Source organism: Mucilaginibacter pineti, from assembly GCF_900101875.1.
Taxonomy (GTDB): Bacteria; Bacteroidota; Bacteroidia; order Sphingobacteriales; family Sphingobacteriaceae; genus Mucilaginibacter; species Mucilaginibacter pineti.
In genome coordinates this window covers 296,755-319,613 of record NZ_FNAI01000007.1, presented here as the reverse complement: position 1 = coordinate 319,613, position 22,859 = coordinate 296,755, and the positions used below count along the sequence as shown (strand labels likewise).

The 22,859-nt window shown below is 42.2% G+C and carries 12 protein-coding genes; 5 read left to right on the top strand and 7 right to left on the bottom strand.

The window, feature by feature from the left end:
* Positions 1-2: 2 nt before the first annotated feature.
* Positions 3-1,871 carry a RagB/SusD family nutrient uptake outer membrane protein gene (locus BLS59_RS16855; protein ID WP_091150708.1) on the top strand — a complete coding sequence of 623 codons (1,869 nt, stop codon included), beginning with the start codon at positions 3-5 and terminating at the stop codon, positions 1,869-1,871.
* 359 nt (positions 1,872-2,230) lie between these two features.
* Here the strand turns inward: BLS59_RS16855 and BLS59_RS16850 are convergent, their stop codons facing one another.
* The 7 genes from BLS59_RS16850 to BLS59_RS16820 all read right to left on the bottom strand — a co-directional run bounded on the left by BLS59_RS16850 (position 2,231) and on the right by BLS59_RS16820 (position 14,935).
* Positions 2,231-3,364 (bottom strand): formylglycine-generating enzyme family protein, encoded by a 1,134-nt coding sequence (locus BLS59_RS16850; protein ID WP_091150706.1) that lies wholly within the window; start codon positions 3,362-3,364, stop codon positions 2,231-2,233.
* Positions 3,365-3,379: 15 nt separating this feature from the next.
* Positions 3,380-4,912 (bottom strand): sulfatase family protein, encoded by a 1,533-nt coding sequence (locus BLS59_RS16845; protein ID WP_091150704.1) that lies wholly within the window; start codon positions 4,910-4,912, stop codon positions 3,380-3,382.
* The gene (locus BLS59_RS16840; RefSeq protein WP_240315258.1) at positions 4,909-6,501 is read right to left on the bottom strand and encodes a sulfatase family protein; all 1,593 of its coding nucleotides are present in this window, start codon (positions 6,499-6,501) and stop codon (positions 4,909-4,911) included. Before BLS59_RS16840 ends, BLS59_RS16845 begins: the two co-directional genes overlap by 4 nt.
* A 15-nt stretch (positions 6,502-6,516) precedes the next feature.
* Complete coding sequence (locus tag BLS59_RS16835; RefSeq protein WP_091150702.1) at positions 6,517-8,175, bottom strand: RagB/SusD family nutrient uptake outer membrane protein; 1,659 nt, start codon at positions 8,173-8,175, stop codon at positions 6,517-6,519.
* Positions 8,176-8,181: 6 nt separating this feature from the next.
* A complete protein-coding gene (locus BLS59_RS16830) occupies positions 8,182-11,304 on the bottom strand; it encodes a SusC/RagA family TonB-linked outer membrane protein (RefSeq protein ID WP_091150701.1) in 3,123 nt (1,040 codons plus the stop codon).
* Between the two features lie 637 nt (positions 11,305-11,941).
* Positions 11,942-14,110 (bottom strand): alpha-galactosidase, encoded by a 2,169-nt coding sequence (locus BLS59_RS16825; protein WP_091150699.1) that lies wholly within the window; start codon positions 14,108-14,110, stop codon positions 11,942-11,944.
* 12 nt (positions 14,111-14,122) lie between these two features.
* Positions 14,123-14,935, bottom strand: a complete 813-nt coding sequence (locus BLS59_RS16820) for an AraC family transcriptional regulator (RefSeq protein WP_240315257.1) — start codon at positions 14,933-14,935, stop codon at positions 14,123-14,125.
* A gap of 643 nt (positions 14,936-15,578) precedes the next feature.
* Between BLS59_RS16820 and BLS59_RS16815 the strand changes: the two genes are divergently transcribed.
* The 4 genes from BLS59_RS16815 to BLS59_RS16800 all read left to right on the top strand — a co-directional run bounded on the left by BLS59_RS16815 (position 15,579) and on the right by BLS59_RS16800 (position 22,856).
* A complete protein-coding gene (locus tag BLS59_RS16815; RefSeq protein ID WP_091150696.1) occupies positions 15,579-17,165 on the top strand; it encodes a hypothetical protein in 1,587 nt (528 codons plus the stop codon).
* 297 nt (positions 17,166-17,462) lie between these two features.
* Positions 17,463-18,047: an RNA polymerase sigma factor gene (locus tag BLS59_RS16810; protein WP_091150694.1), complete on the top strand. Its 585-nt coding sequence runs from the start codon at positions 17,463-17,465 to the stop codon at positions 18,045-18,047.
* A 167-nt stretch (positions 18,048-18,214) separates the two neighbouring features.
* Complete coding sequence (locus BLS59_RS16805; protein ID WP_091150692.1) at positions 18,215-19,354, top strand: FecR family protein; 1,140 nt, start codon at positions 18,215-18,217, stop codon at positions 19,352-19,354.
* A 196-nt stretch (positions 19,355-19,550) separates the two neighbouring features.
* Positions 19,551-22,856 carry a TonB-dependent receptor gene (locus BLS59_RS16800; RefSeq protein ID WP_162842660.1) on the top strand — a complete coding sequence of 1,102 codons (3,306 nt, stop codon included), beginning with the start codon at positions 19,551-19,553 and terminating at the stop codon, positions 22,854-22,856.
* Positions 22,857-22,859 lie beyond the last annotated feature (3 nt).

The following is a 22,859-nucleotide window of genomic DNA, read 5'->3' as shown; positions in this document are numbered from 1 at the left end:
ACATGAAAAGGAATAAATACATATATTTCATATTTGCCGCTTGCATATTGGCTGCATCTTGTAAAAAATATCTCAATGTAGTACCCACAGAGCTTGTTACACAGCAGGCAGTATTTAGTAATATCCAAAATGCTGAAAGTGCATGGGCACACTTATATGCTTCATTAAACAGTGGCGATGTACAGTTTATACACGGTGGCGGAACCGTTTTAGGGGCCTGCACAGACGAATGTAAAAATCATTGGGAAAATGTGCCGGAGTTAGCTTTTAATTCGGGTGCATGGAATGCAACCAATAACGCCCTTGATATTTGGACCGGGGCTTACCAATACATTCGTTCAGCAAATATTTTCCTGGCAAATATTGATCAAACACCCCTTCCGGCTTCCCGGCTTGATTATTACCAGCCCCGAATCCCGCTGTACAAAGCCGAGGCGAGGTTTCTGAGAGCCAATCAATACTTTGAACTATTCAGAAGGTATGGAGCTGTACCGTTAATTAATACAGCGCTAACTACCACTGATCCTTCGGCAACAAAAATTACAAGAAATTCTGTTGACGATGTGGTAAAATATATCACCTCAGAATGTGATGAGATAGCAACGATACTTCCCTTATCTTACGCCAGTGGTTCCAGCGATTATGGGCGTATCACCAAAGGCGCGGCATTAGCGTTGAAAGCACGTACCTTGTTATATGCTGCCAGTCCTTTATTTAATGGCAATACCATGTACGCCAGCATTAAAAATGCCGATGGCACCCAGTTATTTTCACAAACTTATGATAATAACAAATGGTTGCTGGCGGCAAATGCCGCCAAGGCGGTATTAGACCTGAATACATATTCGTTATCTAATCCCAATCATTCAAATCCGGTTGATAATTATGCCCAGTTATTTTTTACAAGGAATTATGATGAAACAATTCTGCCGTTGATCATCGGTGGTAACCGTGATTTTGAAGGTACTTTTATGCCAAACGGGCGAGATTCCAAAGCGGTTAACGGCAATGGCAAAATGAGTGTATTTCAAGATCTGGTAGATGCTTATGAAATGAACAATGGCCGTCCTATTACAGACCAGCAATCGGGCTATCAAACCACCGGTTTCTGGAACGGCACCTTGTGGGATGGCGTTGCCAACACCTCCGTTTCCAATATCTCCAATACCTATAAAAACAGGGATCCCCGTTTTTACGCTACCATTTTCTTTCAGTATGGTGTATGGAATTATGCCAATAACTCAAGGCCACTCAAATTTGCCTGGTTTGGAAACAATGGCGGTGCCTGTGATGGCTGGCCTAAACCCGGAACAAATTGTGAAACTGGTTACAACTGGAGAAAATGGGCTGATCCTACTGTTAATTTAAAGGGAGGCGGTAATGCCAACAGAAATTTCCCGTTAATACGGTTGGCTGAAATTTATTTGATATATGCAGAAGCTATGAATGAATATTTATCGGCACCTACCAGCGATGTATACAACGCGGTGAATGCGGTGAGGAACCGAGTATCGATGCCGGGATTACCCATAATAGCGGCCGATAATACAAAGGAAGGTATGCGAAAAAGGATTCAGAATGAAAAACGCGTGGAGTTTGCCTTTGAGAACCAACGTTTTTGGGATGTGCGCCGCTGGATGATCGCAAAAACAACCGATAACGGCGATATGCATGGCTTAAATGCCAGACCTACACCTGCCGAACTTAGTTCTACAGGTTTGGATCCGAACAGTGAGGAAGCCGGTGTAGCAGTCTTTTATAAAGTAGTTGTTGACCAGCAACGCGTATTTTTAGATAGGCATTATTTGATGCCGATACCGCAAACAGAAATAAATATCGATCCTGATTTGATACAAAATTACGGCTGGTAACCGCCTGCCCTTATAATCAACAATTTTATTTTTGATCATCCTGTGGTATAAGAAACCAACTACCATCAATAAAATAACTTTGTTCAGCTAATATGTAAGGAATCTTTAAAGAAAGGGATTCTTTACATATTAGCTTTAAGTTTATACTTGCTTACACTTTTATAGCTAATTCTTGAATATTTTAAGCGGAAACCAATTGTAATTTGAGCATCAAATACGCCGTAACGGACTGCAGTATACAACTAAAAAGCCATCAATATTACTTCGGCCAGGCTTAAGAATCCGGCAAAATAAAAAACTGCTTCACGACCGACCATACATAGTGAGCCACCTTAATTTTCAAATAAAAGACAAGAACATTAATCTGCTACACAACGGAAACCAAGATGTTCCATCCCGCTGTCTTCGGTACTTTTCATCCTGCGGGATACGCGGTAGCCAGAGCAGTAACTATCATTACACAAAAAAGAGCCTCCCCTTATCACCCGCTTTACCGCATAAGGTTCATCAGGGTCGAAGCTTTTTAAGGCCCCTTGCGGGTTTTTGATCCCCGCAGGATTGTTAACCGTGGCATAATAACTGTTATTATAATAATCAGCACACCACTCCCACACGTTGCCGGCCATGTCAAATAATCCATACCCATTAGCAGGAAAACTGGAAACAGGCGCCAGCCCGTAGAACTTATCTTTCACCAGGTTTTTATCCGGGAAGTGTCCTTGCCAGGTATTAGCTTTAGGCTTACCCTCGTCTACCGGTTCATTGCCCCATGGGTAAATATTATTTTTTAAGCCGCCGCGCGCGGCCCATTCCCATTCTGCTTCGGTTGGCAATCGTTTTCCGGCCCATTTACAGTAAGCGGCGGCATCGTACCATGATACATGCACAACCGGGTAGTTTTCTTTGCCTTTTATACTGCTTCCCGGCCCGTGCGGGTGCTTCCAGTCTGCACCGGTCTTCCAGGTCCACCATTGGCCGTAATCATTCAGGTCAACAGCATGATCGGGCGCACTAAAAACCAGCGAAGCCGGAACAAGCAGGCTTTCATCGGGCTTTTGCGTACCTGGTGGCAACTGTTTTTTCAGTTCGTTCCAATCCGGTTTTCTTTCTGCAGTGGTAACATACCCGGTGGCTTTAACAAATTTTTCAAACCCGGCGTTTGTAACCTCGGTCCTATCTATCCAGAACCCGTCTACAGCTACCTTATGTTTCGGATATTCGTCAGCGGCGGCCTGTTTATTATCAGCACCCATTGCAAAGCTTCCCCCTTTAACAAAAACCATACCCTCATGTCCCTGCTTTACCTGACCACTGGCCAAGGGTTCCATCTTATTGCCTGCCGGCGAAGGAAAACGGGAAGGAATATTTGATTCACAGCAAACACCTTTTTTTAAAGGTACTGCCGCTTGAACAACAGCGGCAGCAGGCTTGCTTTTTTCTTTGCACGCTGCCGCTGATAACAATAACGCAATATAAACTATCCGGTACTTCATTTTTAACTTACTTCGTTAGTCGTTTTTAGGATGCCGGTAATCACCAAAAGGGTGTTTAACCGTACGTTTAATAGGAATTTGCATCCCGCCTGTCTGTTCCAGCCAGTCATACAGTTCATTGGCCAGCTTTTTTACCGTGTCTGTATACTCTGGTTTATCAATCAGGTTAATGCTTTCTGCGGGATCTTTTTCCAGGTCATAAAGTTCATTGGTATCCCATACGCCTTGATTTCGGATATATTTGAACTTATCTGTTCGCACACCGTAAATAACGGGCGTCATCGGAAAATCGTATTCCCAATAATATTCATAAAAGATCTTGTTACGCCATTTGGTCGAATCTCCTTTTAACAGGGGTATAATTGAACTACCCGGCATACTGGCTGGTTTCTGCAAGCCTGCTACCTGTAAAATGGTAGGCGCTACATCAATATTCTGAATCATTTTGCTAATCGCCTGCCCTCCTTTAAAAAGCGCCGGGCAGCGTACCAGGAATGGCACTTTTGCAGACTCTTCATAAAAATGGCGCTTATCTATCAGGCCATGTTCGCCAAAGCTAAAGCCGTTATCACCCATATAAATCACCAGGGTATTCTGGTCAAGCCCTTCCTTTTTCAGGTAATCCATCACCGAGCCAATACTTTCATCAACCGCCAGCAAAGTTTCACAATAATCCTGTACCAATTCTTCAATTGATTGATGGGTATGGTAAATATAATCTACCCCGTGCCAGCTGTAACGCTGTTGCTTAACCCACTCGGGCCAGCCCAGTTTTTTATAAGCATCGGTTTGGGTTTGGTAGTAGGTTGACGGCAGGGTGTATTTCAGGTTTTTGTAAAGCCCCCGGTGCCGTTTTGCAGGCTGCATTGGAGCGTGTACCGCCTTGTGCGACAAGTATAAAAAGAACGGTTTAGATTTATCCCTTTTTTTCAGCCAGCCCAGTGCGTGCTCGGTAAGCAAATCGGTGATATAAGTGGAGTCGCCGTAAGTAACCCGTTTTCCGTTAATATTGAGCGTTGGATTATAATACACACCCTGCCCCCGGAAACTTTCCCATTGATCAAAACCCGGGCGCGGATGGTCGTCGTCATCGCCCATATGCCACTTGCCGAAAAATCCCGTCTGGTAACCAGCTTTCTGCAGGTATTCAGGGAAGTAAGTCAGGTTAGGCGGCTCGGGGGCATTATTGTCCACTATGGTATGCACATGGGAGTAAGCACCTGTAAGTATGGAAGCACGGCTGGGCGAACACAACGAAGTGGTTACGAAGGCATTTTTAAACCACGCTCCTTCTGCATATAGCTTATCCATATTTGGTGTCTTTAGCCAGGGCACCCTACCTGTAAAGCCCATAAAATCATACCGATGATCATCTGATAAAATAAAGATCACGTTCCTCGGCTTTTCACCTTTGATGCGGGGTAAGGCACGTACTTGTTTTTTTACCTGCCCATTAACATTAAAATTTTGTGCCGCAAGGGCTATTATCAGTATGGAAGTCTTGACTATTAACAACCACGTATTTGTCTTAGGATTCAATATATTCATCTTTGTTCCCGGTAAATCCCATATTTCTTTTGTTTGGCAGCATCCAGCAGCCCGGCCAGTTCTTTTACCTTTTCAGGATATTTAGCTGCAAGGTTATTCTTTTCAGCAGCATCTACATTTAAATTATATAGCTGTGGTTCTGGCAGGTTACCTGTTTCTATACCAACAAGTGGCATATAAGCTTCACCATTATTGGGAGTTATATATTTCCAGCCATCTTTAACAATAGCCAGCTCTGTTATTCCCTGCTCTATAAGTACAGAACGGCCTTTTTGTGATTTGCCTAACAAGGCGTCCAGTACATTTTCACTATCTGTGGCATCTCCCTGCGGGATGGGGCGATTCAGCAATTTTGAAAACGAGGATAGCAGGTCTATCTGGCTGACTAATGCAGGTGATACCTGCGGTTTAATGGTGCCGGGCCAGCTCGCTATAAAAGGAACACGTGTGCCGCCTTCCAGCACGCTGTATTTTCCGCCACGCAGTATGCCTGCAGGCGCATGACCTTTAAACCGTTCCACTGCTTCATCCTCGTACCCATCATCAAGTACCGGCCCGTTATCGCTGCTAAACACTACCAAAGTATTTTTTTCAATACCGAGTAATTTTAGCTGGTTCAGGATCTCGCCAACAGCCCAGTCCAGCTGCAGGATAGCATCACCGCGAAGGCCTAAACCACTTTTACCCTTAAACCTTGTTGCAGGCATTCTTGGCACATGGGGTTCCGTTAAAGCATAATATAAAAAGAAAGGGTGGTGCTGATTTTCCCTGATAAAATCTTCAGCTTTGGCTAAAAAGGTGGGCGATAGTTCTTCATCTGTCCAGCGGGCAAGCTTTCCGCCGCTCATATAACCTATCCTGCCAATTCCGTTAACAATGGTTTGGTTATGCCCCTGCCCCGGTGATGATTGTAATTTAAGCAGTTCGGGGTGGTCTTTACCGGTTGGGTCGTCCCCTACCTTATTCTTGTAATCAACCGAGATGGGGTCTTTTGCTTCCAGTGCAACCACCTGGTGATTTTCCAGGAAAACGGTTGGTACACGGTCGGCCGTGGCCGGGAAGATAAAAGAATAATCAAACCCTACCTCGTTGGGCCCGGGCTTTACTTCGCCGTTCCAGTCTTTGGCCACAGCTTCACCAAGGCCGAGGTGCCATTTTCCGACAATAGCCGTATGATAGCCCGATTGCTTAAACAGTTTAGGCAGCGTAGTTTTATCTGTAGGAATAATTAACGCAGCATCGCCCGGTAATATACCTGTGCCTTTTTTACGCCATGGGTATTTACCGGTCATGAGTGCATAACGGGATGGTGTACAGGTTGCCGATGTACAATGACCATTAGTAAACCGGATACCCGATGCGGCAAGTTTATCCAGGTTAGGTGTATGAATACCAGTGGCACTATAACTACTGAGATCACCATACCCCAGGTCATCTGCATAAATATAAATGACATTGGGAGATTTTTGTGTTCCCTTTTTTACAGGCTGGGCACTCACCGCGTATGATAGCGTAACAAGCGCAAAAGCTAATAATCCTTTATTCATTACCAGGCGTTTTTGATGTTTGAATTTAAAATATTTTTGCATAGGTAGATGGTTTAATTATTTCAAATTAGGATTGATGTTAACCTCACTTTGAGGCACCGGCCAAAATTCGTCCTGGCCTACACGGAACGCCTTTGAAGTTACATACCATCTGCCAAAGGGATCAACAGTTGTACCTTTTTTACGCAGGTTTTGCGCATTAGGGAATGGGGCTCCGTAAAAATCGCCGTTTAGTACCTGGCCAATAGTTTTCCACCTTAGCAAGTCCCAGTACCTGATACCTTCCAGTGCCAGTTCGTTGCGGCGCTCTCTTCTTAAGATCACCCGTAACAGCGCCGGATTAGTTTCGGTGACCGCAGGCATATTCACCCCTGCCCTTCCCCTTACTTTATTAATAGTAGCGTTTAGGAGCGACTGATCAATGGCATCCCCGTTTTCCAGTTTAGCCTCCAGGTAACTCAGCAAAACTTCGGCATAACGGATGATGGGCAGGTCGATACCGGAATTCTGCAAATCGCCCCCGCTGAATACCTCGCTGTTAAATTTCTTTAGTGCGAAACCCGTACGTGTAGCCTGCTTGGTGGTTGTTAACTGATCTACAGAACTTGCATGGTCTGGATTGCTGTCATAAATGATGTTTTTAAATGGACGACCATTATACAACACCGTAAACTTCAATCTCGGGTCGCGGTTCTGGCCAAGGTCTGAAGCTACATAACGCGGATCTGTGTAAGAAAACGGAGTTCCATCATTAAACTCGAACGACTCCACCAGGCTGCCTAAAGGACAGTCAAGCATATAACCGCCAAGCGCCGCCGGGTAGTTATGCTGCTGCATGGCATTTGGCGCCAGATCCTGCTGGTATTGGGTGGCAAACAATATCTCCGAGCTGGTTTCATTTGTGCCGTTAAACAAACTTTCAAAATTTGGATCTATGATATTTTCATTGTCATCAATGATCTGTTTATAAGTTGTAGCCGCATCGCTGAACTTCTGTTCGCCGAGGTACAACCTTCCCAAAAATGCCAGCGCTACCTGCGCGCTTGCCCGCCCACGCTCTGCAGACGTCAGCTGTGCAAAACGTGGCAGAACTGCGGCAGTGGCTTTTAGCTCGGCCTCGGCATAATCCATTATTTGTTGCCTGGCGGCTTTGCTTACGGTATTGGCTTCTGTTAACGTAAGCACCTTGGTAACCAATGGAACAGCACCAAAATACTGCGACAAATAAAAGTACTGGGTTGCCCTTATAAATCGGGCTTCTGCACTCATCCGGGCAATCTTCGCCGGGTCAATCGGCGCTTTGCCGATATTCTCCAGGAAATAATTACAGCGCGCAATGCGGGCGTAGCTCAGTGTCCAGTAATTGTTGATATAAGCATTGGCACTGGTTAATGCTCCGTTGGTAAGTGTATTCAAACCGGAATTATCACCTCTGCGGTCATAAGCGTTGTCTGTAGCAAACTCCAGATAAAGCAGCCCGTGGTAAGACCACCAGTCCGTAGCAGAATATTCGGCACCGGTAGGATTTGTGAGCATTTGTATGTTTCCGCGGTACACACCGGTAAGCGCCAGCATAACATTGGCCTCACTGGTCCAAAAGGTGGTGTTGGAAAACTGGTCAAGCGGTGTTTTATCCAGCTCCTTGCGGCAGGAAGAAAACAAACCTGCTGTTAGTAAAACAGTAAGCAGTATTTTATATAAAGTATTTCTTTTCATCGGATATTAAAAATTTGCGGTTAAACCAAACGTATAATTAGCCAGTATCGGGTAATACGATCCTGATGTATTAACCTCGGGGTCCCAGCCTTTGGGGTATTTGCTGAACGATAATGGATTTTGTGCGGTAGCGAATACCCGTACATTTTGCAGGTGGATTCGCTGTAGCAGACTATTCGGTAGCTTGTAACCAACCTGAATATTCCTCACTTTCAAATAACTGCCATTCAACATCCAAAATGATGAGGTGAGGGTATTGGCCGTACCCTGGTTCGTGATCACTTCCAGGCGCGGGTATTTTGCATTGGGATTAGGATTAGCGGTGCTCCAATGATCTGCTGCCATCCACTGCTGAATGTTGCCGTTATTATAAAATGCCCAGCCTGCATAGCCGTCAAGGTACCCGTTCACATGGCCAACACCCTGCAACAGAACAGAGAAGTCAAAATTCTTGTAGCCGGCCGTCAGGTTGAAACCATAGTTATATTTTGGAATGTTGCTGCCCAATACCGTGCGGTCATAGGTAGCGTCAACCTTACCATCCGGCACGCCATTGGGGCCGCTGATATCCTTGTATCGGATATCGCCCGGCTGCACTTTGGGATTAATGCTGGTTTGGTTGGCATAGGTAGCCACATCATTGGCATCTTTGAATAAGCCATCGGCCACGTAGCCGTAATAAACATTCATCGGGTAGCCGTTGAATAAGGTAGAGCCGTTACCTACCAATCCGTTCGGTTGTAAAATATTTCCAACGCCGAGGTCAAGCACTTTGTTATTAATGATGCTCAGGTTAGCACTTATACCATAAGAAAAATCTCCGGCCCTATCCTGGTAACCGGCGGTAAATTCCCAACCTTTGTTACTTAACTTACCTGAATTTTGAACGCCCACGTTAAACCCGAGCACTTTAGATACGCTCGATGAAGGGCTTACAAGAATATCATACGTATAACGGTCAAAATAAGTAGCGCTCACATTCAGCTTGCCCCCAAGGAAGCCAGCATCCAAGCCAATATCCTTGGTACGGGTGGTTTCCCAATGAATGGTAGGGTCAACCAGGGTAGTGTTGGCTACACCTGTTGACAAGGCGCCACCGATAGGATAATTAAAACCGGAGGTCAGCACGTTTTGATAAGCGTAATTACCGATGTTTTGGTTACCCAGCTTGCCGTAAGATGCTTTCAGTTTCAGATCGCTGATCCATGCGAAATTATCTTTGATAAAATTTTCTTCAGAAATACGCCAGCCCACAGCAACAGCCGGGAATGTAGCATATTTTGAATCGCTGGGAAAGCGTGAAGAACCGTCATACCGCACAGTACCCTCTACCAGGTATTTACCCTTAAAACTATAATTTAAACGCGCAAAATAAGAGTCGAGCGTATACTCCGCCGCAGTGCCATTGTTTTTTTGGGTGCTGGCGTCACCGGCATTAAGCTGGGTAAGGTCGTTACTATTGAAGCCTGTACGATTGGCAGATAACGTACTGGTGCTGGTGTACTCATAGGAATGCCCCGCCAGGATACCGAATTCATGATCGCCGATCTTCTTTTTATATTCTGCCAGCTGCTGCAGGGTTTTGTATGTGTTTACGCCGCTTTGCTGGGTAAGGCTGCCCGGGCCTAAGGTGATGGTAGCGTTTAGGCGCTGATTGGCCAAAAACCGCTGGTTATTATCATTGAGTTCGGTATAACCACCTATAACGGACAGTTTCAGCCCTTTGATCACTTCCCAATCAAGGCGCAGGTTAGCCAGCAGATCGGTTTGTTTATCTTTATAGAAAGAGTCGTTATCGATGTAAGAAACCGGCGTGCCTTTGCTCACAATTCCCGAACCATAATCACCGTTGCTTAAGCGGTTGGGATATATGGCAGGCACCCTGATCACGTTGCTGATATCGCCCAGCATATCCGTAAAATCAAGTGTAGACGGAGGCGCGGGTTCATTATCAACATATTGGCCGCCATATAAATGTGTGGTGAGTTTCAGGTTAGGCGCAAAACTGTTAGTCATATTTACCCGGAGGTTATACCTGCTAAAGTCGTTTTTTTGTATAATACCATTCTGGTACAGGTAACCCAAAGAAACGAGGTACTGGGTGTTTTGGGTACTGTTTGAAAAAGAAAAGTTGTGACCGGTTTGCAGCGTAGATTTCTTGAACACATCTTTAATATAGTTCTCGTTCGGGTAGTTATCCGGATCAGATCCATCTTTAAATTTCTGGATCTGCGCATCTGTATAAGAACCTGGCTGCGCTTCGTTTAATAGAGCCGCATATTCCCAGGAATTAACGAACTTGGGATAGGCTGTGGCTCGCTGGGTCCCGGTGTAACCGTTATACCCTATATTGATCTTACCGTTAGTATTCTTCCCGGTTTTGGTGGTTACCAGGATAACCCCGTTTGCGGCACGCGAGCCATAAATGGCCGCAGTAGATGCGTCCTTCAAAACTGAAATATTTTCAATATCATTCGGGTCGATATTATCAAATGAGTTAACCGGGATGCCGTCAACAAGGATAAATGCTGCAGGGCTGGCACCATAGGAACCTACCCCTCTTACCTGTATAGTACCGCCGCTTGCGCCGGGTTGCCCACTGCGCTGGATGACGGTTACGCCTGGCAGCTGACCGGTTAATGCATTGGATAAGGAGGTTACAGGCCTGTCGTTGATCTGTTTGGCAGAAACCTGTGCAACGGAGCCTATCAGTGTAGCTTTTTTCTGGCTGCCATAGCCAACTATTACCACATCGTTCAGCTGGCTGGTGGATGGTTTAAGTTCGATGGTCACCGGGCTTTCTTTTACTTCCAGTTCCAGCGGTTCATAACCGATAAAACTCAACTGCAGGATATAGGGCAGTTTTTGGCCGGTAACAAAATCAAATGCCCCTTGCGTATTTGCAGCAACGGTGTGGGTTGTTCCTTTAATTTTGATTACTACCCCAGGGAGGGTTTCTTTAGTGGTGGCATCTATAACCGTTCCGTGTAAACGGGAGTTAATGGTTGCCGGGTCATTATTTTGAGCAAAGCTGCCAAAAGGTATCAGCAGCAGCAAAAAGGCCGCACCATAAAAAAAACTGCGCAGCGGATGCTTATAATAGCATTTAGCATGGAAATATAAATCCATATATTTAAATCGTTTTTGTTAATAAGTAATTGTTGATAAAAGCGGAGATAGGGACAGTTCGTGATTGGCGTTACAGGCTGTCTTTCTATCGGATACGACCGGCGGGGAAACCTGCCGGTTTTTTATGGATGTGATTTTATTTCATTTTGAAGGGATATTTTAGGTGAAAAAAAGCGCACGAAATCATCCAGACCCTTTTCCGGGATCTGTGGTATGCGTTAATTACAAAAAGCTTAAAGGGTTGCGGTTAGCAACAACAATAAAAACGACTTGCCGAATTGTTACGGACGAGGTGTTTGCCTTTTACCAGTGTGGAGTATTGCTGTAAAAATGCTTTCATAATGCTGATTAATTGCGGCAAATATAAATTATATAATCTACTAATCCTATGGATTTAGTTATATAACTGTAAAAAGAACACGAAAACGCCATATATAATTGAACATCATTATGTTATACATAATGTATTTATGGACAATAAAAACAAGTTAAACCTTAAAAGTTCTGTTTTGGAGCAACCCACATATTTATCAATTTAAAATTTTCCAGTTAAGGAAGCTGCTGTTTTGTATATCCTGATCATTTATTTAATACCCCTATTTCTCTGAAACTCCTTTTATTGAAAATAAAAATGTTACTATTCTACCACCAGCCATGTATAATTTTCAGGTTCAATTGTTACCGTTACTTCAACTTCATAATTTCTGTTAAGGTTGTATTTTTTTGCCGCCCTATCTTTTTCTTTTATAGTAGCAGTGGTGGTTAAGCCCGAATAGTATAATGGCACCTTTATCGCCCTGGTAATTTTGTCTTTAGTTGGATTGAACAACATTACTAAGCCTTTTTGTTTTAAATCTGGGTTTACGTGCATAATACCATCCCAGTCCCGTCCATCTGCGCGCCTGAGGTGGATAATATCGGAATTAAGAATATCCCTGTATTTTTTATACCACCCTATGGTGTTGGTTACCAACTGTTTTGTTTTATCGGTATCGTACAAACGTGGTCCTCTGTAACAGGCTTGCACACCGGCGCCATAGTACTGCATCATTAATTGTTCATAATCTTTCAGATGATTTCCAAGCGGTTCTAATACAGCGTCTTCACTGCCGCCCTGGTAACGGGTGAGCGGAACAAATCCCCAAACCATTGAAGGATTTTCTTCCCAGGTTGCATCAAAAATATTCTGGCGATTCAGTATCTTTTGCTGCTGGCGTGATAATGAAAAATTTACTTCGCGATATCCCAAAGCAATTTTATTTGTTCCATCAAGTAAATACCAATCAGGAGCGTTAACATAAATGCCATGTTCACTGCACCAATGATACAGTCCTTTTTGTAATTCTATTTGTTTCCACTGAGAATCGCCTAATCCTGAATGACCAGGGTGTGAGGTTGAGGCACAAAGATCGCCCGGGTATGGACCATCATTTTCGAAAATATCGAAACCTGTTTTTTCAAGAAAATATTTCAGTTTGTTAATGTAAGCTAACCCCCAATTACTTGCCATACATGGCGCATTCCCAAACAACGCTGCAACATCGGGCTTGCCGGTAGCCGGGTCAATAACATCATCATTATCACTAATGCGGCGGGAACTAAATAACGAATAGCCGCCAATTTTTATCCCTTTTTGATGGGCAAATTGTGCCAATTTTTTCCATTTATTAATATTTGCCGCTGTTGTATCCTCCATATTGCAGTGGCTGCCGAAGCTAAGTATCAATGCTTCATAACCGGTTGAAGCGCACTGTTCTATAGCGTTTTTTACTTGTTCGTCATTACGGCTTACCAGGTGCATAAATATGGGGTTCTCTGCAGTCCAGGGTGCTACGGTAGTGTACATTTTTCTTATGGCAAGTCCGCGTCTTTCCCTGTCATAACTATCAATCAATAACTCATGGGTACGTACGGAGTTGAAAACTTCATTTGGCTGCAATTTAACGGCCGTAACCTTGTCAGGATATACCTCCAACAGGCAGGGGGTTTGATAACTATAATTTACTTGTGATGTATAAACCGAATCTGTTTTCCAATGAGTGGTTTGATCACTAAGATCATAACGCATAGAATTGTTAAACGCATAATTTGTTTCTATATAAATGCCATGTTGCTTTTTCATTTGTTCGGGAGTACCCACTACAGCGCTTTCCTCTTCAACCAAGCCCAATATTTCATTAACGGTTTTGTTTATAATTATGGAATGATCGCTATTATTACTTACAGATAGTGACTTTACAATCAACGGTATCCCATCGTACAATTCATAATGAATGGCTACATCAATGCCTTTTAATGAATTAGACTGAAAATTCAGCGTAAGTACCTTCCCTGTGGCTTTCTTGATATTGCCGGCCCAAAATGTTTGTTTCCATTTAATGTAGGGTTGAATTTCAGCTACTGAATAGTATTTAAACTGAAAATCATTTTCATTAGCGGTAAAAGAGTCAATCCATTCAGGCAACAGGTAAGCATGTTCTTTTTGGCCATATAATCCTCCTATATTGATCTTTTTTCCATCAATGGTTAATACCGCTTCGGGTTTTACATTACGTAATAACTGTTGTCCGTTACTTAAGTTTTCGTAGCTGACACATGCTACATTGGGTTGTATCCTAAAAACTCTTTTCAACAATCCATTTGACAGAATAAGTTCTTTCCCATTTTCTGATTTTGTTATAGAAGCGACATAACCCATATTGTTGATAAGCCAATCTTTTGCTTGGTTTTTGTTGCTTGGTTGCCCCTTACCCAACAAGGCGATAAAAATTAAAGTAAAAAAGATAAAGGATTTTTTTTTGTTCATTGTTTAAAAAATTTAAGCTTTAGCTTTCAACTGCTTTTTATATTCAGAGGGCCTTTTGCCTGTTATTGACATGAAGAATTTATTAAAATTGGTAAGATTATTATAGCCGCATTGATAACATACATTAGCAATAGCGTTCTCTTCATTTCTCAATAATTTACAGGCATGACCTATCCGCAATTCATTTAAAAACTGTGTTAAGGATTTTTGTGTGCGTGCTTTGAAAAATCTGCAAAATGAATTTGTGGTCATATTGCACAGATCAGCAACTTCCTTAAGTGTTATATCGCGATGAAAGTTTTGCATTAGAAATTTGTAAACCGTATTGATCCTGTTCGTGTCCTTTTCATCATAAGAGTTTTTGAAGGTAACGCTTGCCAAATAGTTATATTCATTAGATGCCGACAAAATTTCAATTGCCTGGAGGAAGTGGATTATTTTTTTGAACCCCTCTTTTTCCGAAATATTAGACAATATATCTATTATCTTCTTGCTCGTTTCTCCATAAAACCGCAAGCCCCTTGCCGAACGAAGGATGAGATCTTCGGTCGGATTCAAGATACTTTGTTCATCCGTTAAATTTAAAAGGAAATCTGCAGGGAAATATATAACGGTGGATTTAACAATATTAGCTGCCGATTCCTGTTGAAAAAGCTTGTCATTTAGCCATATATGGGGCAGGTTGGGTCCCATCAGTACAAGATCGTCATCCTCAAAATTGTCAATATGATCACCTACTATACGCTTGCCATGGCTTTTCTCTATCCATACCAGTTCACAAAGATTATGAAAATGAAAAGGGCTTACAAGGTTAAGCGTTTCCAATTTTTTTATTTGAATTGTTTTCCTGCCTGATAAATTGATGTCTATTAATTGCGGTTTCAAATCAGTCCTCCTTTCAAAAGGGTCATTATAACATTAGCCAGGATGCCTTAAATTGCTATGTTAAAGTAATTGAGGCATTTTGTTTTGGAAAACCACTAAATTAACTTCATTTTTTAATAAATAGTTTTTCCATGGTAAAATAGTTTATAAATAAGATAAATAATTTTTAGAAAGGGGGCTTTTCCAGTTATCTTCTATACCCCCGGAATTTAAAGAAACTTACAGAAGCATTGAGCGGTCGCACTTATTTAAGTCAACTATATACTACAATAAGAGGCCATTTAATCTTACCATACAGTACAGGATGCATTAAATAAAAATAATTAATACTATAGCTGACCCGATCCATATTCCAGCACCCGTATGTAAAGCTTTAACTACTTAAACATTCGGTTTATGTGATAGCTCGCGGTAATTCCTATAAACCACAATCATATACCAGATGATAAAGATAAACGACACCAATTTCACCAGAATTGGCTTATTAACCGCTCAAATCTTATTAAGTATAATTTGTGTAGTTCATTTGTTCGTCACAGTCACTTACCTTTTTCATACCGCATTGTCCGCTTTCGTATTTCCAATGTCTATCATAATTGCTATTGGTTTGAACTTTTTGGCCGCCAACTGGCTGGCAATAAATAAAAAATCATTAGGGATAGCAACACTTCTTAGCCTTTTGATCATTACAGGCTCGCTGCTAATAGCCGGATTTTATTTTGATCTTTCCTGGGATGGTCAGTGGTATCAGCAGGCTGCTGTTTATAACCTTGCAGAAACCTGGAACCCTTTATACAAGCCATTAAATACACCAGATGGGCTAAACCATTTGTCCATTTTGCATTTCCCTAAAAATTCATGGTATTTCGCTGCCGCTGTTACACGCTTATTTGGTTCTGTAGAAGTGGGTAAGGCTTATAATGTGATAGCACTTTTTACCGCTTTCGGGGTTGTTTATCCGCTTTGCAGGAGTTTTAATCTACCGCCATGGCAATCTGTAGTTTTTACAGCGCTGGTTTTACTTAACCCGGTTATTTGGAGTGAAATAACCACGTATCTCAACGATGGCGACCTTTATTTGTTCCTGGTTGTTTATCTGGCTTCAGTTGTTTCCTGGCTTCGTACTCCTAAACTTGTGTATTTGTTACTGGCTGTAATGGCCATTTGCTGCCTGGTGAATATCAAGTTTACCGGATTGGTTTTTGTGCTGATTTCATCGTTTTTTGTTTTTGTCTATATCCTTATTAAAAAACGGGAATTGGTTAAAACTTTCGTGTTATCTCATATAATAGCCGGTGTAATGGCATTATGCATATTTGGTTTTAACCCTTACATCACCAATTTGATTAACCGTGGCCACCCTTTATATCCATTGATGGGTTCTAAACAGTACCCTGGTGTGTTTGATAAAGGCATTGACGATAATGAAGCTTATGAAACACCAAAAAACATGAAAGGTAAAAGCCTTCCCATGCGGTTAATATATGCCAACTTTGGTTACCCCGGCAATGCCCCATACAATGGCGAAGACACTGCACGGTTGGCAAACCCTTTTTTAACGAGCCCTAAATCATGGAGTGCCTACCATTTTCACGAAACAAGAGTGAGTGGGTTCGGGCCTTACTTTGGTATTCTTTTAATATTGGCAACCGTTGCCCTCGCGGTGCTTTTAATTGCGGTAAAAGCATCCCGATTGCCTGTTGCAATCTTTCTACTTGGACTCTGTAGCGGCCTGTCGCTCAGTAATCACTTCTGGTGGCCTCGTTTTTTCCCTATGCTTTGGCTGGTACCGTTATTGCCTTTATTGTTGTGGTGGGTATATAATGCAAACCGTTTAGCACACAATAGCAACCTGCGAGGTGTAACGATAAATAGCCTGGCCTGGCTGTTTGCAATATGCATAGGAATAAACGGCATTATTGTAGCTGCGGTACACATCAGGTGGGAAACGGTTTCTTCCATTAACTTAAGAAATGAACTGCAAAAGATACATGATACCAAAAGGCCTATCGACGTAGATTATGGTTGGTTTAAACGTGCTACGGAAGAAAAGTTGAACCGCTGGAATATTAAATACACACCAACCTCGCTCGGGACAGACACAACAGCCAGCAAACTCACAAGTGTGGTAAAGGGTTATCCCAATCAAATCCTGTATAAATTAAAATAGGTCATTTTGTCCTGCTAAAAATTACTCAAATAGGGGGCTCAAACCCTGATAAATCAAAGACAGTAAAGGATGGTTATTCAAAATGAAAAAAATAATTTCGTTATAACCAATTATTTCAGCAACGCAGATTAGCGAAAACCGTTATTTGCCGCTATAATATTAATGCACAGGTGTATCCGCAGGTTTTAGCCGGATGAACACTGCTATTACTGTTATAATACCATACCAAGAAAATAACCAGTTAAAAAGTTTTAGGAATATTAGTTTAACCCCAATATTAATTCACTAATAACAGCCATGACGCCCCCTAATATTTTTTCCGATCAGGAACTGATGAACCTTTTACAGGAAGGCGATCACGCCGCGTTTACAGAAATCTATAAAAGGTATTGGGAAAAACTGGTGTTAATTGCCTGGAACCATACGAGGGACAAGGCTTTGGCCGAAGATATTGTTCACGAAGTTTTCATTTCGCTTTGGAACGAAAAAAACAACTTTCAAATATTGAACGTTGGCGGATTTTTGGCTACCAAAATTAAATTTGTTGTGTTTAAGAATTACCGTAAAGAACACCGCAGATGTAAATTAGCCGAAATGAACTTTAATTTCTCGGAAGTGAGCTTGGATGAGGAGAAGTTAGATGCGCTTTTTTTACAGGATTACATTAATGGAATAATTAATGATCTGCCTGAAAAATGTAAGCTGGTATTCAAATATAGCCGCCAGTTGGGTATGAAGAATTCCGAAATTGCCGCACAAATGAATATTTCAGAAAAAGGTGTGGAAGCCAACCTCACCCGCGCATTAAAAATAATCCGCAGTAACCTCGAAGCTGCCGGTCTTGTAGCGCTCATTTCGCATGAGTTTTTTAAAAATCTATAAGTTGACGTTTAAACACTGAAATTTTTATTGTGCCCTAATATTACCTGAAAATTTCAAAAGAAACTACCCCGGCAAGCAGGCCTAAATAATTTTTTTAATAAATTTTAAAATGGCATGTAGGGTATGCTGCTTTTCGCGGTAACATGTAATTGTAAACCAATTACACCGTGAGTAAGCAAAAAATTAACGATCTACTGCAAAAGTATATAGCAGGCTCTATTGACGACCTTGAAAAGCAGGAACTTTTTGATCTGTACGAGGCCATAACCGCGCAGGATGCCAAATATCCTGACGATCAGGAAAGTGCAAGAGAACGCATATTATTACGCCTGAATAATGAAATTCAATATAAAAAGCGTACTTACAGGTTTATAAAACCCATAATAACAGCTGCCGCGGCGGCTGTTATTGTAGTATCCGCCGGTATTTATATAGTTAACCGGCCAACTGCTAACCCTAACATAGCTACCCTACACCCTACCTCAAAACAAGTCATATTACCGGGAACCAATGTAGCCACGTTAACGCTCGGTAACGGAAAGCAAATACTGCTGAATGGCGCTAATAAAGGCACACTGGCTGTACAGGGAAACACGGTGATCACCAAAAATGCAGCCGGGCAGATCTCTTATAAGGTAACTGGTGCAAGCCAAACAAACGAGGAAATAGCTTATAACACCGTTACAACTCCCTTAGGAGGCCAGTACAGGATAACCTTGCCTGATGGGAGTGATGTATGGCTTAACGCAGGATCTTCCTTAAAATATCCCAGCAGATTTGTTGGTAATGAAAGACATGTTGAGTTACACGGAGAGGCATATTTTGAAATTTTTAAAAATAAAAACGCCCCCTTTACTGTCGCTGCCGAAAATGTGAACATTAAGGTTTTAGGAACACATTTTAATGTAATGGCTTATGAAAATGAACCGGCGGTAAATACCACGTTGCTGGAGGGTTCTGTGGCGCTAAGCTCCAAAAGCGCTCATGCTATGTTAGTCCCTGGCCAACAGGCTGTGGCGGATAGAACAGCCGATAATATCATTCTCAATAAGGTTAATGTAGAAGATGCAGTTGCCTGGAAGAACGGCTATTTTTCTTTCAGAAAAGAGAACATTAAAACGGCAATGAACAAGATAGCACGATGGTACAATGTAGATGTGGAGTACAGCGGCAATGTAAATAATAAGGTTCTGGGTGGTACTGTATCCCGCGCCGAAAATATAAACGAACTATTGAATTATGTGGAACTAACCGGAATAGCAAAATTTAAAATTGAAGGAAGGAGGATAAAAGTTATATGTAAATAATGTTACTTAAAAATATCTGATAAAACCAAGGACGTTGCACCGCCCCTGGTTTTGCAGCGATGGGAGCTGCGCCAGATGAATGGAACGATCGCGTTAACAATCAATTACCAATAAACCTAACATTCAAATGTATAAAAATTTTACAATTTTTTTTTGTAGGGCCCTCTCCTGCAATAAACCTGATATATTCTTAAAGATGAAATTAACGATTGTGCTTTGTATGTGTACTTTGTTACATGTATCAGCAGCTACTTATGGGCAAAATATAACGTTAAAGGTTAAGAACATCTCATTTGAGCAATTGCTTGATGACCTTGGCAAGCAAAGCGGTTATCATTTTCTTTATGATGAACTGCTGATAAATCAAGGCAGCGCCGTAAGTATTGATGTAACAAATTTGCCTTTAAAAAAAGTGCTGGAAAAGTGCTTTGCAGGCCAGCCTTTTACCTATGTTGTAAAAAACGGGAATGTAATTATAACGGGCAAAAATATAATAACTACCCCACAAGGTACCAACGCACCAGCTGTTACCGTAACCGGGCAGGTTAACGATGAAAAGGGGCAGCCCCTGCCCGGTGTAAGTATTGCGGTTAAAGGTACAAAACAAGGCACAGTAACTGGTACCGATGGAAAATATACCATTTCGGGATTAAAGAATGATGCAGTACTTATTTTTAGTTTTATAGGCTATGCTACCCAACAAGTACCAGTTGCAGGACAAACATCAATAAATGTAACGCTCGCCCCACTAACCGGAACACTTAGCGATGTGGTTGTAGTTGGTTATGGTACGCAAAAAAAGGCAACCCTAACCGGCTCGGTAGCCTCTGTTAAAGGAGATGAATTGACCCAGGCCCCCGTTGCCAGTACCATCAACTCACTTGCAGGGAGACTGCCCGGCCTCATTTCACAACAATCAACCGGACAGCCTGGTGCAGATCAGGCATCTATCAGCATTCGTGGTTTTGGTCAGGCGCTGTGGATTGTTGACGGCGTTGAATCAAACTTTAACAATATTGATCCCAACCAGATAGAATCGTTAAGCATCCTTAAAGATGGTGCGGCTTCTATCTATGGTGCGCGTGCTGGTAACGGTGTAATATTAGTGACAACTAAACACGGTAAAGAAGGAAAACCTGACATTACATTTAATTCATCATATACTTTACAAAGTAATACGTTGATGTCAAAGCCGGTTAATTCAGGTCAGTATGCAGAAATTACCAACTTGTTTTACACTAACCAGGGAAAACCAGCACCTTATACGCCAGATCAGATTAAGAAATATTACGCAGGTAATGACCCTGCTTATCCTAATACCGACTGGCAAAAAGTGGCTACTGTATCCTCGGCTCCGCAAACGCAACAAAACTTATCGGTACGCGGCGGCAGCGACCAACTTAAATATTTTGGTTTTTTCGGTTATCTTAATCAGTCGCCTATGTGGAAAACAAACGGCGGCAATTACAACAGGTACAATCTTCAATCTAACTTAGATGCCAAGGTTAATAATAACCTGTCTATTCAACTCCTGCTTTCAGCTGTTAGTGATGCCAATTCGCAGCCGGTGCGCGGCCAGGGTATAGGTATCAATACCTTATGGCAGGATTTATGGAACTCCCTGCCTATCTATCCCGCCACATTGCCCGATCCAACTAAAAATTCTTTTGCCAACGGTCAGGGGGTGGGTAGTATTGCGCTTGTATCCAACGAAGATATAGCAGGTTATGATAAGCAGAACACACAAAATGTGAAAGGCACCTTTGTGCTAAATTACAAAATACCTGCTGTGAGTGGTTTAAGCGCCAAAGCTTTCATAAATTATGATAAGACCTATTTTACCGACAAAAACTTCTCCAAGCCTTATAGTTTTTACACCTACGATTATTCAACACAGGCCTATACATTGGCAGGATCACTTGGTTCACAGGCTAAATTAGTTTACCAGGAAAGCCAGACCCGCAATATAACCGGACAGCTTTCTTTGAACTATGACCACGTTTTTAATAACGACCACCATATTACGGCCCTTGCCTTATACGAAGCCATAGATAACGATTATAATTATATACTGGCCGGCAGAGATAATTTTTTAACACCAGCTATTGAAGAACTGTATGCAGGTTTAGTTACCACAAGCCAGGCTAACAGTTCGGCAGCAAAAATGGGGCGCGCAAGTTACGTTGGACGCTTAAATTACGCTTATAAAGATAAATACCTTTTGGAATCGACTTTACGGGCAGATGCGTCTGCCAAATTTGAGTCGGATAAGCGTTGGGGATACTTCCCAAGTGTTTCATTGGGATGGAGATTGGATCAGGAAGATTTTATCAAAAAAATAAAGAGTATAGATGATCTGAAATTCAGGGTAAGTTACGGCAGTTCGGGTATTGACAATGTAGGCGATTTTCAATACCTCACAGGCTATCAGTTTAACGGGCAATGGCTTATTGGTAATGGTACGCAGGCCGGCATTTTATCTACAGGTTTGGCTAACCCAAATCTTACCTGGGAAAAAATTAATATATACAACGCAGCTGTTGATTTTTCATTTTTACAAAGAAAGTTGTTTGGAACTGCCGAGGTCTTTTATCGTACCCTTTCAGGAATACCTGCAACCAGGATACAAACGCTGCCAAATACCTTCGGCGCTGTCCTTCCTGCCGAGAACTTAAATAGCCAAAACAACCGCGGCTTTGAGTTAACACTGGGCACCAGCGGCAATATTGGCGAATTGGGTTATCAGATTTCAGCAAACTTATCATGGTCACGTGCAAAGTGGACTCATTATGAAGAACAGGTTTATACAGACCCGGATCAATCAAGATTAAACAGGCAATCAGGGCAATGGGTCGATCGTACGTTTGGCTATCTGGCCGACGGCTTATTTACCAGTCAGCAGGAAATTGACGCTTTAAAATTCAAATATCCGGGCGGCAATGCCGCGCTGCGCCCTGGAGATGTTAAATATATTGATAAGAACGGCGACGGACAGTTAGATTACCGGGACCAACAACAAATAGGTACGGGTACAGTACCCAACTGGATGACCGGGGCCTCCATCAATCTTAAATTTAAAAACTTCGATCTGCAATCTCTTTTACAAGGCGCATTTAACTATTACAGCGGCGTTTACCTGTATCACGGAGGATTAAATTATTCCCAGGCCTTTTATAAAAACATGTGGACGGAACAAAACAATTCGGCTGATGCCACTCCGCGAATTTCCGGAGCATCATCAAATAGTTTATTATCCGACCTGTACTTTAAAAAGGCAAGTTATTTAAGATTGAAAACACTGGCATTTGGCTACAATCTGCCAAAAAGCCTTTTAGCTAAAGCAAATATCCGTAACCTGAGGGTTTACCTTGCCGGTACCAACCTGTTAACTATTAACCCACTCAAAAAATATGACATTGATCCTGAGGCCCCATCCGGGCAGGCAGCGTATTACTATCCTCAACAGAGAACTATTTCATTTGGATTAAATGTCACCTTATAAATT